Source organism: Ramlibacter sp. (genome assembly GCF_028291745.1).
Lineage (GTDB): Bacteria > Pseudomonadota > Gammaproteobacteria > Burkholderiales > Burkholderiaceae_C > Ramlibacter.
In genome coordinates this window covers 12,018-25,325 of record NZ_JAQGNQ010000146.1, presented here as the reverse complement: position 1 = coordinate 25,325, position 13,308 = coordinate 12,018, and the positions used below count along the sequence as shown (strand labels likewise).

The following is a 13,308-nucleotide window of genomic DNA, read 5'->3' as shown; positions in this document are numbered from 1 at the left end:
GGAGACGTATGTTTGGTGCAGACAAGGGCACGGCCGACCGGCTGGATGGCCGCAAGCTGGTGATCGGCATCGTCCAGGCGCGCTTCAACCAGGGCGTGACCAACGCGCTGGCCAAGGCCTGCTGGGACGAACTGCTGGCGCGCGGCGTGCAGGAAAAGAACATCGAGCACGTGCAGGTGCCCGGCGCCCTGGAAGTGGCCGTGGCGCTGCAGGCGATGGCGGAAAAAGGCGGCTACGACGCGCTGATCGCGCTGGGCTGCATCATCCGCGGCGAGACCTATCACTTCGAGCTGGTGGCCAATGAGTCGGGTGCCGGCGTGACGCGCATCGCCCTGGACTACCAGCTGCCGGTGGCCAACGCGATCCTCACCACCGAGAACATGGAGCAGGCGGTGGCGCGCCAGGTCGACAAGGGCCGCGACGCGGCGCAAGTGGCCATCGAGATGGCCAACCTGCTGGAAGAGTTCTGATGGCGACGCCTGCCCGCAAGACCGCCAGCAAGCCGCCGCGCAGCCGCGCCCGCGAATTCGCGGTGCAAGCCCTGTACCAGCACCTCGTGGGCCGGCAGGATGCCGACTCGATCGACCAGTTCACCCGCGGCCTCTCGGGCTTCCACAAGGCCGACGCGGTGCACTACGACGCGCTGCTGCACGGCTGCATCCGCGAAGCCGCCCAACTCGATGCGCTGATCCTGCCGCTGCTCGATCGCAAGCTGGAGGAGATCTCGCCGATCGAGCACGCGGTGATGTGGATCGGCGCCTACGAATTCCTGCACGCGCCTGACGTGCCCTGGCGCGTCGTCCTGAACGAATGCATCGAGCTGGCCAAGGAATTCGGCGGCACCGACGGCCACAAGTACGTCAACGGCGTCCTCAACGGGCTGGCACCGTCGCTGCGTTCGCCGGAGGTCGAGGCCGACCGCGCCACCGGCAAGGCAAGATGAAGCTGGCACGCCGGGCCGAACGGATCGAGCCCTTCTACGTGATGGAGGTCGCCAAGGCCGCGACGCGCATCGCGCGCGAGGCGGCGGGCAGCGCCAGCCCGATGATCTTCCTGAACATCGGCGAGCCGGACTTCACCGCGCCACCGCTGGTGCAGCAGGCCGCCGAACGCGCGATCCGCGACGGCCGCACGCAGTACACCGATGCCATGGGCCTGGACCGCCTGCGCGAGCGCATCAGCGGCTGGTATGCCGAACGCTTCGGCGTTGCCGTGCCGGCCCGCCGCATCGTCGTCACGGCCGGCGCCTCGGCCGCCCTGCAGCTGGCCTGCCTGGCGCTGATCGAGGCCGGCGACGAGATCCTGATGCCGGACCCGAGCTATCCGTGCAACCGGCATTTCGTCAGCGCGGCCGAAGGCGATGCGGTGCTGATCCCCACCACCCCGGCCGAGCGCTACCAGCTCAGCGCCGCCAAGGTGCAGGAGCACTGGGGCCCCAGGACCCGCGGCGTGCTGCTGGCCTCGCCCTCCAATCCCACCGGCACCTCGATCCATCCGGACGAACTGCGCAGGATCCATTCCTTCGTGCAGGCCAGGGGCGGCATCACGCTGCTGGACGAGATCTACCTCGGGCTCTCCTACGACGAGACCTTCGGCCACACGGGGCTGGCGATCGACGACCAGGTGGTCAGCATCAACAGCTTCTCGAAGTACTTCAACATGACGGGCTGGCGCCTGGGCTGGATGGTCGTGCCCGAAGTGCTGGCGCCGGTGATCGAGCGGCTGGCGCAGAACCTGTTCATCTGCCCCAGCACGGTGGCGCAGCATGCGGCGCTCGCGTGCTTCGAAACCGAGAGCATCGCGGAATACGAGCGGCGCCGCGCCGAGTTCCGCGCCCGGCGCGACTGGTTCATCCCGCAGCTGCAGGCCCTGGGCCTGACCGTCCCCGTCATGCCCGATGGCGCCTTCTACGCCTGGGCCGATTGCAGCGAAGCGGCCCGCCGCCTGGGCGTGCAGGGCAGTTGGGACTTCGCCTTCGAGGCGATGCAGCGCGCGCACGTGGCGGTCACGCCCGGCCGGGACTTCGGCCACGCCGAGACCAGCCGCTTCATCCGCTTCTCCACCGCCAATTCGATGGCGCAGTTGCAGGAGGCGGTCGCCCGCCTCGCCAACATCCTGCAATGAAAGAACATGCGCCGTTCATCTGGCCGGTGCGGGTGTACTGGGAAGATACGGATGCCGGGGGCATCGTGTTCTTCGCCAACTACCTCAAGTTCTTCGAACGCGCGCGCACCGAGTGGCTGCGCTCGCTGGGTCTCGCGCAGCGCGCGCTGCAGGAGCGCAGCGGCGGCATGTTCGTGGTCAGCGAGACGGCAGTGCGCTATCTTCGGCCGGCGCGCCTGGACGATGAACTTCTTGTTACGGCCCAGCTGGAAACGGCAGGCCGTGCCTCTCTGATAATCGCGCAGCAGGCGCGCAGCGGGGACACCCTGCTGGCGGCCGGCACGATCCGCATCGGGTGGGTCGATGCCGCCACACTGCGGCCGGCGCGCATTCCGCCGGCGATCCTCCAGGTGCTGGACACCAAGGCATGAACCAAGACCTCTCCATTCTGCAACTCGTTCTCGGCGCGAGCATCGTCGTGCAGCTCGTGATGCTGCTGCTGCTGGTGGTTTCCATCACCAGCTGGGCGGCCATCTTCCGCAAGCTGTTCGCGCTGCGCCGGGTCAATGCGCTGAACGACGACTTCGAGCGCGACTTCTGGTCCGGCACCAGCCTGAACGACCTGTTCTCGTCGGCCGCGCAGAACGCGAAGCTCGCCGGGCCGATGGAACGCATCTTTGCCTCCGGCATGCGCGAATACCAGAAGCTGCGCGAGCGCCGCATCAACGACGCCGGCGCCCTGCTCGATGCCGCCCGCCGCGCGATGCGCGCGAGCTTCCAGCGCGAGCTCGATGCGGTGGAGACCAATCTCTCCTTTCTGGGCTCGGTCGGTTCGGTCTCTCCCTATGTCGGCCTGTTCGGAACGGTGTGGGGGATCATGCATGCCTTCACCGGCCTGGGCGCCCTGCAGCAGGTGACGCTGGCCACGGTGGCGCCCGGCATTGCCGAGGCCCTGGTTGCCACCGCGCTCGGCCTGTTCGCGGCCATCCCCGCGGTGGTGGCGTACAACCGTTTCGCGCGCGACATCGACCGGGTGTCGATCCAGCTGGAGACCTTCATCGAGGAGTTCTCCAACATCCTGCAGCGCAACCTCGGCGCGCACCCCACTGCCACCGCCTCGGGGCACTGATGCCAGGCGTCGCCCACCGCGGCCGCGGCCGCCGCACGATGAACGAGATCAACATGGTCCCGTTCATCGACGTCATGCTGGTGCTGCTGATCATCTTCATGGTGACCGCGCCGCTGATCACGCCGAGCATGGTCGACCTGCCCAGTGTCGGCAAGGCGCCGCGCCAGCCGGACAAGGTGGTGCAGGTGGTGGTCGCCAAGGACGAACACCTGGAGGTGAAGAACGGCGACAAGACGCAGGCGCTGTCCCTCCAGGACGTCGCCCCCATGGTGCTGCAGGCGCAGTCGGGCCAGCCGGCCGGCAGCGTCGCCGTGGTGATCAGCGCGGATCGCAGTGTGAAGTACGAGACGGTGGTGAAGGTCATGGACACGCTGCAGCGCGCCGGCGTGCAGCGCGTGGGTCTTTCGGTGCAGCTCGCGCGGCAATAAGGCGATGGACGCCGCCGCCGATCGCCCGGAGTTCGCACCGCCGCCGCAGCGGGGCGACCTGCGCGCGTACACGCTGGCCGTGGCCGCGCACCTGGTGCTGCTGGTGGCGCTGACCCGGGGCCTGCACTGGCAGCGCGAGGCGCAGAACGCCACGGTCGAGGCCGAACTCTGGTCGGCCCTGCCGCAGGAAGCGGCGCCGCCGCCGCCGCCTCCTCCCCCACCGCCGCCGCCCCCGCAGGCGGTGGTGCAGCCGCCCCCACCGCCGGCCGTGGTGCGCCCGCCGCCCGCGCCGCAGGTGAACCGCAATGCGCAGATCGCCATCGAGCGCGAACGCGAGCAGCGCGAGCTCGAGCGCGAGCGCAAGGCGGAACAGGAACGCGAGCGCGACCAGCGGCGCAAGGAACTGGCGCAGAAGAAGCGGGCAGACGATCTGGCGCAGAAGAAGCACGACGACGATCTCGCGAAGAAGAAGGATCTGCAAAAGCAGCAGCAGCTCGCCGACGCCAAGCGCCGCGACGACGAGAAGAAGCGCAAGCAGCAGGAACAGGAAGCGCGCGACAGCAAGCGCATGGCGCAGCTGCGCGAAGAGAACCTCAAGCGCATCCAGGGCATGGCGGGCACCGGGGCGACCGACTCGCAAGGCGCCTCGGCGCGCTCCTCCGGGCCGTCCGCCAGCTACGCGGGCCGGGTCGCGGCCATCATCAAGCGCAATACGCGCTTCATCGAGACGGTTGCCGGCGATCCCCCCGTGGAAGTGGAGATCCGGCTGGCGCCCGACGGCACCATCGTCGGCCAGCGGCTGATCAAGTCCAGCGGCAACAAGGCCAGGGACGACGCCGTACTGCGCGGCATCGACGCCACCGAACGCCTGCCGCGCGACATCGACGGACGGGTTCCTTCCCTGATGGTCCTGTCGGTCCGCCAGTTCGGCTGAGCCTCCTGCGCCCCGGCGGCCGCGTTTCGTGTTTCACGCGACGGTCGATTGGCCCTTAAGACACAGTAAGTGGAAGGCCCTATACCGTTGCGCGCGCAACCATCCGCGGCGGCCGCCCTGCTCCCGAATCGCTAGCACGAGTTGCAAGGGAGCGTAACTGCCTGCAGAGTTCGCCGAATCCCTATGGTCGAGTTGCGGCCGGCGCGGCAACACTCGCGCCAGCGCGGCAGACGGTGGCACAACCTGTGCCCGGCGGCGCTTCCGGGAGAACAAGAACATGAATCGACGCAATATCCTGGTCCGGAGTGCGGGCCTGGGGCTCGCTTCGCTCCTGGGTCCGGCAGCGCTGCGCACGGCGGCGGCCAGCACGCCCATCGTCGTCGGTCAGTCGGCGGCGCTGACCGGTCCGCAAGCCGGCTTCGGCACGGCGATGCGTGACGGCATCCAGGCCGCCCTGCACTCGGTCAATCGCGCCGGCGGCGTCAACGGCCGCACCGTGGAACTGCTGTCGCTGGACGATCGCGGCGACAAGACGAAGACCGAGGCCAACATCGCCACGCTGGCCGCCGATGCCCGGGTGATCGGCCTGACCGGCTTCACCACCCGGCCCTGCTCCGAGGCCGGCGCGGTGCGCGCCGCGCAGGAAGGCATCGCGCTGGTCGGCGCCTTTTCCGGCACGCCGCTGCTCTATGGCGACAAGGCGGCAACCACCTTCACCACGCGCGCCAGCTACGAGCGCGAGCTCGAGGCGATCGTGCGCCACTACCGCCTGCTCGGCGCGCACCGGTTCGGCTTCGTGCACCTGGAAGACGCCCGCACCACCAACGTGCCGCTGCTGGAAAAGATTCTCGCGCAGCAAGGCGGCCAGCTCACCGTGACGGCGGGCGTGGACCGCAAGGGCTCGGACCTGAACGCATCCGCCCTGCGCACGCTGGCCGGGAACCAGCCCGAGGTGCTGATCATCCTGGCCAACAACGCGCCGCTCACCGGCTTCCTGCGCGAGTACGCGCCGCGGACCATCCTCCTGCCGAAGATGGTGATCTCCTTCGTGGACCGCGAGACGCTGCTGAGGGACCTGGGCAAGGACGCCGCCGGCGTCGGCTTCAGCGTGGTGGTGCCCGAGTACACGCACGAGAAGTACTGGGTGGTGCGCGAATTCACGGCGCTGGCGCGCGAACTGAAGATCCCGGTGACCCCGGTTTCGCTGGAGGGCTTCATCACCGGCCTGGCGCTGGTCGAGGGACTGAAGCACGCCAGGAACGACAGCCGCGCCTCCTTCATCGAGGGGATGGGCCGCGTGGGCGGGCTCGACCTGGGCTACACCAACCTGCGCTACAGTCGCAGCGAGCGCAGCGGTTCGCATTTCGTCGACCTCTCACTGGCCTCGCGCAACGCGGGCCTCGTCTGAACCAGAAGAAAAAAAGGAAGCGGCATGAGCATCCGCCATACCCCGATCACGCCGGCGCTGGGCGCCACCATCGAAGGCGTGGACCTGGCCCACCTGGGCCCCTCGGAGTTCCGCGAGCTCTACGAGGTGTGGCAGCGGCATCACGTCATCGTGCTGCGCGACCAGCGCCTGACCAACCAGGCCTTCGAGGACTTCTCGGCCATGCTCGGCGAGCTCGATCCGCCGCCCAACCAGGGCGCCGGACGCAAGAGCGTGCCGGGGCATCCCAACCTGTACGTGGTGTCCAACCGCAAGAACGCGGGCGGCGAGCCGCTCGGCGCCCTGGGCGACGGCGAGGCCTCGTGGCACACCGACATGTCCTATCTCGAGCGGCCGCCCTTCGCCTCGATGCTGTGGTCGGTGGAGCTCCCCAGCACCGGCGGCGACACGTGGTTCGCCAGCATGCCGGCGGCGCTGCGCTCCATGCCCGCCGACCTGGTCGCGCGCATCTCGCGCCTGGGCATCAAGCACGACGGCACCTACGACAGCGGCGGCAACGTGCGCAAGGGCGTGGTACCCAACGACGATCCCCGGCAGTCGGTCGGCACCGTGCACCCCATCGTGATCACGCAGCCCGAGACCGGTGAGCCCACGCTGTACCTGGGGCGCCGCCGCAATGCCTGGATAGCAGGCCTCTCGGTCGACGAATCCGAGCGGCTGTTGAACATCATCTGGAGCTATGCGACGGCCGACCCCGTGACGCTGCGCCACCAGTGGCGCGTGGGCGACGTGGTGCTGTGGAACAACCTGACCACCATGCACCGGCGCGACGCCTTCCCGCCGACCGAGTTCCGCACGCTGCACCGCTCACAGATCAAGGGCCGCTACGTGCCTTCCGCTCCCGTCCGGCAGGAGGCCGCATGATCCGCCGCCGCTGCGTCATGCAGGGCCTGCTGGCCAGCGGCGTGCTCGGCGCGGCCGGCGTGCGGGCGCAGGATCCCTATCCCAGCAAGCCGGTGCGACTGGTCGTGGGGCTGGCCCCCGGCGGCATCGCCGACCTCACGGCCCGCATCATCGCGCCGCGGCTGGGCGAGGTGCTGGGACAGAACGTGGTGGTGGAGAACCGAACCGGCGCAGGCGGCGCCATCGCGACGCGCATGGTCGCTGCCGCTGCGCCGGACGGGTACACGCTGCTCGTTGCCTTCGACGGCACGCACGTCACCATTCCGGCGGCCAATCCGGCGATCGGCTTCGATCCGGTCAACGAGTTCGCGCCGATCGGCAAGGTGGTCGACTCGCCGGTGCTGATCACGAGCCACCCGAGCTTTCCGGCGCGCGATTTCGCCGAATTCATCGCGCTCTCGCACCGGTCGATCGCCGGTGGCAACGGGCCGCGCGTGTTCGACTACGGCACCGCGGGCATCGGCAGCACGGGCCATCTCACCATGGAGCTGCTCAAGCTGCGCCTGCACTTCTTCGCCGTGCACATCCCGTACCGCGGTGGCGGCGAGGCGCGCGTCCAGGTGCTGGGCAAGCAGATCCCGCTGATGCTGGCCGCCGTGCCGACCACCTCGGGCGACGTCCGCGCCGGCGTGCTGAAAGGCCTGGCGGTGACGAGTGCGAAGCGCTCGCCCGCGCTGCCGAACGTGCCTGCGCTGGCGGAGCTGGGCTTCCCGGAAGCGAAGAACCTGGACGTGAACTCCTGGGTTGGCCTCGTGGCCCCGGCCAGGACGCCCGCGCCCATCGTGTCGCGCCTGGATGCGGCGCTGCGGCAGGTGCTGGCGACCGAGGAGGTGACGGCGCGCCTGCTCAATTCGGGCGCCATCCCGGTGAAGAGTTCACCGGACCTGTTCGCCCGGCAGATCGCCGCGGATTTCTCGCAGTGGAAGCGGGTGATCGCGGAGTCGGGGTTGCATATCGAGGGGTGAGGCGACTGCCCATCGCGCTTGGCGGGTCGTAGGCTGGGCTGCCGAAGGCACCCCAGCGCTTGCGCGTATCGCTGGGGTGCGCTGCGCGCAGCCCAGCCTACGGGACCGGCAGTGCCGGGCGTCAGCCCTCGTACACGATCTGCGCTTGCCCGCCATGCGCCTGCGCCATCCAGCTCGCGAGCGCCGCATCAGTCGGATAGAACTTCGCCTGCTCGCCCAGCTGCAGTTCCACCCGCGCCTGCTCGCGCAGCACCTCGAGGCGCACCGTCAGCCCGCGCAGCAGCTCGCCCTGCTCCGTCATTTCCTTCTTCGGCGGGAACTCGCGCACCAGCCGCTCGATGTCCGGTGCCGAGCCGTTCACCGCGACCTTCAGGTACTTGCCGAAGCGGCAGCGTGCCGTGGCCAGGTCCCAGATCTGCTGCACGTTCAAGCGGAAGCCGCCCGAGAAGCGATCGGGCTGCAGCTTGGCCTGCACCAGCACCAGCTCGTCGTCCTTGAACCACGCGCGGTGCGGGTTGAACACTGACTCGTCCGCCGCGGCCTCGATCACGTCGGTCTTGTCATCGAGCTTGAACAGCGCCAGCTTGCCGCGTTGGCCGTTGATCACGCGCAGGTCGGTGACGATGCCAGCCAGCAGCAGCTGCTCGCGCGTGTCCACCAGTTCCTCGATCCTGCGCTTGCAAAAGCGCCGCACCTCGCGCTCGACCTCGTCGAACAGGTGACCGGAGAGATAGAAGCCCAGCGCCGTCTTTTCCTGCGACAGCCGCTCCTTCACGCCCCAGGGCGTCACCTCCACCAGGTCCGGCTGCTGCGTGCTGGCGCCGTGGGAATCCTCTCCGCCCAGGTCGAACAGTCCGCCCTGATTGGCGTTGGCATCCTGCGCAGCGGCAAAGTCGAAGCCGCGGTCGATCGACGCCACCAGCACCGCACGATCGAGATGCAGCGTGTCGAAGGCGCCGGCCTTGACCAGCGCTTCCACCGTGCGCTTGTTCACCTTCGTGCGATCGATGCGGCAGCAGAAATCGTAGAAGCCCTGGAAGGCGCCGCCCTGCTCGCGCGCGGCGACGATCGCCTCGATGGCGGCCTGGCCCGTGCCCTTCACGGCGCCCAGCCCGTAGCGGATCTCCTTGTTGGAGATCGGCTCGAAGCGATGGGTGCCGCGGTTGATGTTGGGCGGCTCGAAGGTGATGCCGAAGCGGTTGCGCGCATCCTCGAACAACACCTTGAGCTTGTCGGTGTTGTCCATTTCGATGGTCATGTTGGCGCAGAAGAACTCCGCCGTGAAATGGACCTTCAGCCACGCCGTGTGATAGGCCAGCAGCGAGTACGCGGCGGCATGCGACTTGTTGAAGCCGTAGCCCGCGAACTTCTCCATCAGGTCGAAGATCTCGTCGGCCTTGTCCTGCGGGATGCCGTGCGTCTTGTCGGCACCGGCGCGGAACCGCTCCCGGTGCTCGGCCATCTCCTCGGCCTTCTTCTTGCCCATGGCGCGGCGCAAGAGATCGGCGCCACCCAGCGAGTAGCCGCCCAGGATCTGCGCGGTCTGCATCACCTGGTCCTGGTAGACCATGATGCCGTAGGTCTCGCTCAGCATCTCCGCCACCGCGGGGTGCGGGTACTCAACGGTCTCGCGGCCATGCTTGCGGGCCACGAAGCTGGGGATCAGGTCCATGGGGCCCGGGCGATAGAGCGCGTTCAACGCGATCAGGTCTTCCAGGCGCGTGGGCTTGGCGTCGCGCAGCATGCCCTGCATGCCGCGCGATTCGAACTGGAACACGGCCTCGGTCTTGCCGTCGGTGAACAGGCGGTAGGTGTGGACGTCGTCGAGCGGGATCGTCTCGAAGCTGAAGTTCTCCTGGCCCGGATGCCGCCGCACGATGAACTCGCGCGCGAGCTCCAGGATGGTCAGCGTGGCGAGTCCCAGGAAGTCGAACTTCACGAGGCCGGCGGCCTCCACGTCGTCCTTGTCGTACTGGCTCACCGCGGAGTCGCTGCCCGGTTGCTGGTACAGCGGCGTGAAGTCGGTGAGCTTGCCCGGCGCGATCAGCACGCCGCCGGCGTGCATGCCGATGTTGCGGGTCATGCCCTCGAGCTTCTGCGCCAGATCGAGCAGCGTCTTGACCTCGTCCTCGCGCTGGTAGCGCTCCTTGAGGATGGGCTCCTGCTCCAGCGCATCGGCGATGGTGATGTGCGTGCCCGGCTTGTTGGGAATGAGCTTGCTGATGCCGTCGCAGAAGGTGTAGCTCATGTCCAGCACGCGGCCCACGTCGCGCACCGCGGCGCGCGCGGCCATCGTGCCGAAGGTGGCGATCTGCGAGACCGCGTCGCGCCCGTACTTCTCTTTCACGTACTCGATCACGCGGTCGCGGTTGCCCTGGCAGAAGTCGATGTCGAAGTCGGGCATCGACACGCGTTCCGGGTTCAGGAAACGCTCGAACAGCAGGTTGTATTGCAGCGGATCGAGGTCCGTGATCTTCAGTGCATAGGCCACCAGCGAACCGGCGCCCGAGCCCCGGCCCGGGCCGACCGGGCAGCCGTTCTTCTTGGCCCAGTTGATGAAGTCGCCCACGATCAGGAAGTAGCCCGGGAAGCCCATCTTGAGAATGGTGCCCAGCTCGAACTCCAGGCGCTCCTCGTAGCGCGGGCGCTGCTGCTCGCGCTGCGCCTCGTTCGGGTACAGCAGCTCCAGGCGTTCCTTCAGGCCCTCATGCGAGGCGAAGCGGAAGTACGCCTCGACCGGCATGCCGTTGGGCGTGGGGAAGTTGGGCAGTCGCGGCTTGCCGAGTTCGAGCACCAGGTTGCAGCGGCGCGCGATCTCCAGCGTATTGGCGACGGCGGAGGGCAGGTCCTCGAACAAGGCCTCCATCTGCGCCGCCGTCTTGAAGTACTGCTCGCGGGTGAACTTGCGCGGCCGCCGCGGGTTGCCCAGGATCTCGCCCTCGGAGATGCACACGCGCGCCTCGTGCGCCTCGTAGTCGTCGGCCTTGGTGAACTGCACCGGGTGCGTCGCCACCACCGGCAGGTTCAGGCGTGCCGCCAGTTGCACGGCGGCGGCGACGTGCGTCTCGTCGTCATTGCGGCCGGCGCGCTGCAGCTCGATGTAGAAGCGGTGCGGGAAGATGCCGGCCAGCTGCAGCGCCACTTCGCAGGCGCGGCTCTCGTCGCCCTGCAGCAGGGCCTGGCCCACCGGCCCGGCCTGCGCGCCGGCCAGCAGCAGCAGGCCCTGGCCCAGCTCCTGCAGCCATTCGAGCTTGACCACGGCCTGCGCGCGCACGACGTTGCGGGTCCAGGCGCGCGCCAGGATCTCGCACAGGTTCAGGTAGCCACGGTGGTCCTGCACCAGCAGCACGACGCGGCTGATGGCCGCCGGGTCGAGGCCGACGCCCTGCAGCATGACCTCGCTGCCGATCACCGGCTTGAGACCCTTGCCGCGGCCCTCCTTGTAGAACTTGATCGCGCCGAACAGGTTGTTGAGATCGCTGATGCCCAGCGCCGGCTGGCCATCGTCGGCCGCGGCCTTCACGATCTCGTCGATGCGGTTGGTGCCGTCGACGACGGAGAATTCGGTGTGGAGGCGCAGGTGAACGAACATGCCTCGATTGTAGGAAACGGGCAGGCGCGATCTCCCCTTGACAGCCGCCTAGAATGCGCCCCCGTGAACAATGTCCTGAACGTCTCCGGCTACCGCTTCGTGCCGCTGCCCGACGCGTCCGCGCTGCGCGATCGCCTGTTCGCGCAGGCGCGCGAGCGCGGCGTCAAGGGCACGATCCTGCTGGCCGAGGAAGGGATCAACCTGTTCCTGGCCGCTGCCCCCGGGGATTTGCGCGGTTTCCTGGCGCAGCTGCGCGAGGACGCGCGGCTGGCGGACCTGCAGGTCAAGGAAAGCTGGTCCGAGGCGCTGCCCTTCAAGCGGCTGCGCGTGAAGGTCAAGCGCGAGATCATCCGAATGAACCACCCGGCGATCCGGCCGTCGGCGGGCCGGGCGCCGGCGCTGGATGCAGCGACCCTCAAGCGCTGGCTGGACCAGGGCCACGACGATGCCGGCCGGCCGGTGGTGACGCTGGACACCCGCAACGGCTTCGAGGTGGCGTACGGCAGCTTCGCTGGCGCGATCGACTGGAACCTGCGGAAATTCAGCGATTTCCCGGCCGCCTTGCAGGACCATCTTTCCGAGCTGCAGGGCAAGACGGTGGTGAGCTTTTGCACCGGCGGCATCCGCTGCGAGAAGGCAGCGCTGGTGATGCAGGAGGCGGGCTTGCAGCACGTGTGGCAGCTCGAGGGCGGGATCCTGAAGTACTTCGAGGAGACGGGCGGTGCGCATTTCCACGGCACCTGCTTCGTGTTCGATGAGCGAGAGGCGGTGGATGCGGAGTTGAAACGCTCGTAGGCTGGGCTGCCGAAGGCACCCCAGCGACCGGCGCCCAAACGCTGGGGTGCCTTCGGCAGCCCAGCCTACCAAGCCCGCACGCCCGAGCGCAATCACATGGCATCTACGACCGCGGCTCCGGCGGCGTGAAGCGCGTAGGCGGCAACGGAATGAACTCCACGTCATCCCCCGGCACCGTCCCCATGCGCATCGCCTCCCAATCCGCACTGGCCTGCAGGATGCGGTCCTTGCGGCTCGAGACGAAGTTCCACCACAAGTGCCGCGGCGCATCCAGTGGCGCGCCACCCACCAGCACCACGCGCCCACCGGCCGGCGCGAACAGCATGGCGGCCTGCCCGGGCTGCAGCACCGCCATGCGGCGCGCGGACAAGGCCTCGCCATCGACCTCGATGGCGCCGTCCACGGGATACAAGGCGAGCTCCGCCGCCAGCGACGGCAAGGCCATGCGGCCACCGGCCGGCAGCGCGATATCGAGATACACGGCAGGCGACAACGACGGCACCGGCGACCGCAGCCCGAAGGCCTCGCCCACCAGCACGCGCACGCGCGCATCGTCCACCGTGCACTCGGGAATCGCATCCGCCGGCGTGTGCGAGAACGCCGGCTCGGCCTCCTCGTGCTGCAGCGGCAGCGCGGTCCACAGCTGCAGGCCATGATTGACAAAACCCACCTCGCGCAGATGATCGGGTCGCCGCTCCGAATGCACGATGCCGCGCCCCGCGGTCATCCAGTTGAGCGCGCCGGGCTCGATCAATTGCGCGGTGCCCAGGCTGTCGCGATGCATCATCGCGCCTTCGAACAGGTAGGTCACCGTGGCCAGCCCGATATGGGGATGCGGGCGCACGTCGTGGTTGACGCCCGGCAATTCCTCGGCGGGGCCGAAGTGGTCGAAGAAGATGAACGGGCCGACGCTGCGCTGGCGCGCGTCGGGCAGCAGCCGACGAACCTTGAAGCCGCCTCCCAGGTCTGCCTCGCGGCCGGTGAGCTGTGTTGCGATGGGCATGGCGCGAGC

At 68.6% G+C, this 13,308-nt stretch carries 13 protein-coding genes; 11 read left to right on the top strand and 2 right to left on the bottom strand.

The window, feature by feature from the left end; genetic code table 11:
* Positions 1-8 precede the first annotated feature (8 nt).
* The 10 genes from ribH (at position 9) to JWP60_RS26355 (ending at position 7,909) form a co-directional block, all read left to right on the top strand.
* Positions 9-470 carry a 6,7-dimethyl-8-ribityllumazine synthase gene (ribH, locus tag JWP60_RS26400; RefSeq protein WP_299798511.1) on the top strand — a complete coding sequence of 154 codons (462 nt, stop codon included), beginning with the start codon at positions 9-11 and terminating at the stop codon, positions 468-470.
* Complete coding sequence (gene nusB, locus JWP60_RS26395; RefSeq protein ID WP_299798508.1) at positions 470-943, top strand: transcription antitermination factor NusB; 474 nt, start codon at positions 470-472, stop codon at positions 941-943. Before ribH ends, nusB begins: the two co-directional genes overlap by 1 nt.
* Entirely contained in the window at positions 940-2,124 is a 1,185-nt protein-coding gene (locus JWP60_RS26390) for a pyridoxal phosphate-dependent aminotransferase (protein ID WP_299798505.1), read from the top strand. Before nusB ends, JWP60_RS26390 begins: the two co-directional genes overlap by 4 nt.
* Positions 2,121-2,534, top strand: a complete 414-nt coding sequence (ybgC, locus tag JWP60_RS26385; RefSeq protein WP_299798502.1) for a tol-pal system-associated acyl-CoA thioesterase — start codon at positions 2,121-2,123, stop codon at positions 2,532-2,534. The genes JWP60_RS26390 and ybgC overlap by 4 nt, the downstream gene beginning before the upstream one ends.
* The gene (gene tolQ / locus JWP60_RS26380) at positions 2,531-3,232 is read left to right on the top strand and encodes a protein TolQ (protein ID WP_299798499.1); all 702 of its coding nucleotides are present in this window, start codon (positions 2,531-2,533) and stop codon (positions 3,230-3,232) included. Before ybgC ends, tolQ begins: the two co-directional genes overlap by 4 nt.
* A complete protein-coding gene (locus JWP60_RS26375; RefSeq protein WP_299798496.1) occupies positions 3,232-3,660 on the top strand; it encodes a biopolymer transporter ExbD in 429 nt (142 codons plus the stop codon). The genes tolQ and JWP60_RS26375 overlap by 1 nt, the downstream gene beginning before the upstream one ends.
* A 4-nt stretch (positions 3,661-3,664) precedes the next feature.
* Positions 3,665-4,594: a TonB C-terminal domain-containing protein gene (locus JWP60_RS26370; protein ID WP_299798494.1), complete on the top strand. Its 930-nt coding sequence runs from the start codon at positions 3,665-3,667 to the stop codon at positions 4,592-4,594.
* A 277-nt stretch (positions 4,595-4,871) separates the two neighbouring features.
* A complete protein-coding gene (locus JWP60_RS26365; protein WP_299798491.1) occupies positions 4,872-6,002 on the top strand; it encodes an ABC transporter substrate-binding protein in 1,131 nt (376 codons plus the stop codon).
* A gap of 24 nt (positions 6,003-6,026) precedes the next feature.
* Positions 6,027-6,905: a TauD/TfdA family dioxygenase gene (locus tag JWP60_RS26360; protein WP_299798488.1), complete on the top strand. Its 879-nt coding sequence runs from the start codon at positions 6,027-6,029 to the stop codon at positions 6,903-6,905.
* Positions 6,902-7,909, top strand: coding sequence for a tripartite tricarboxylate transporter substrate binding protein (locus JWP60_RS26355; RefSeq protein ID WP_299798485.1), 1,008 nt, complete (start codon positions 6,902-6,904; stop codon positions 7,907-7,909). The genes JWP60_RS26360 and JWP60_RS26355 overlap by 4 nt, the downstream gene beginning before the upstream one ends.
* A 121-nt stretch (positions 7,910-8,030) precedes the next feature.
* On the opposite strand, the gene dnaE is transcribed toward JWP60_RS26355, so the two are convergent.
* Positions 8,031-11,501 carry a DNA polymerase III subunit alpha gene (dnaE, locus tag JWP60_RS26350; RefSeq protein ID WP_299798482.1) on the bottom strand — a complete coding sequence of 1,157 codons (3,471 nt, stop codon included), beginning with the start codon at positions 11,499-11,501 and terminating at the stop codon, positions 8,031-8,033.
* 63 nt (positions 11,502-11,564) lie between these two features.
* Here dnaE and JWP60_RS26345 point away from each other — a divergent pair, with 63 nt between their 5' ends.
* Positions 11,565-12,296, top strand: coding sequence for a sulfurtransferase (locus JWP60_RS26345; RefSeq protein ID WP_299798479.1), 732 nt, complete (start codon positions 11,565-11,567; stop codon positions 12,294-12,296).
* Between the two features lie 103 nt (positions 12,297-12,399).
* On the opposite strand, the gene JWP60_RS26340 is transcribed toward JWP60_RS26345, so the two are convergent.
* On the bottom strand, positions 12,400-13,299 hold the full coding sequence (locus tag JWP60_RS26340; RefSeq protein WP_299798476.1) for a pirin family protein: 900 nt from the start codon (positions 13,297-13,299) through the stop codon (positions 12,400-12,402).
* Positions 13,300-13,308 lie beyond the last annotated feature (9 nt).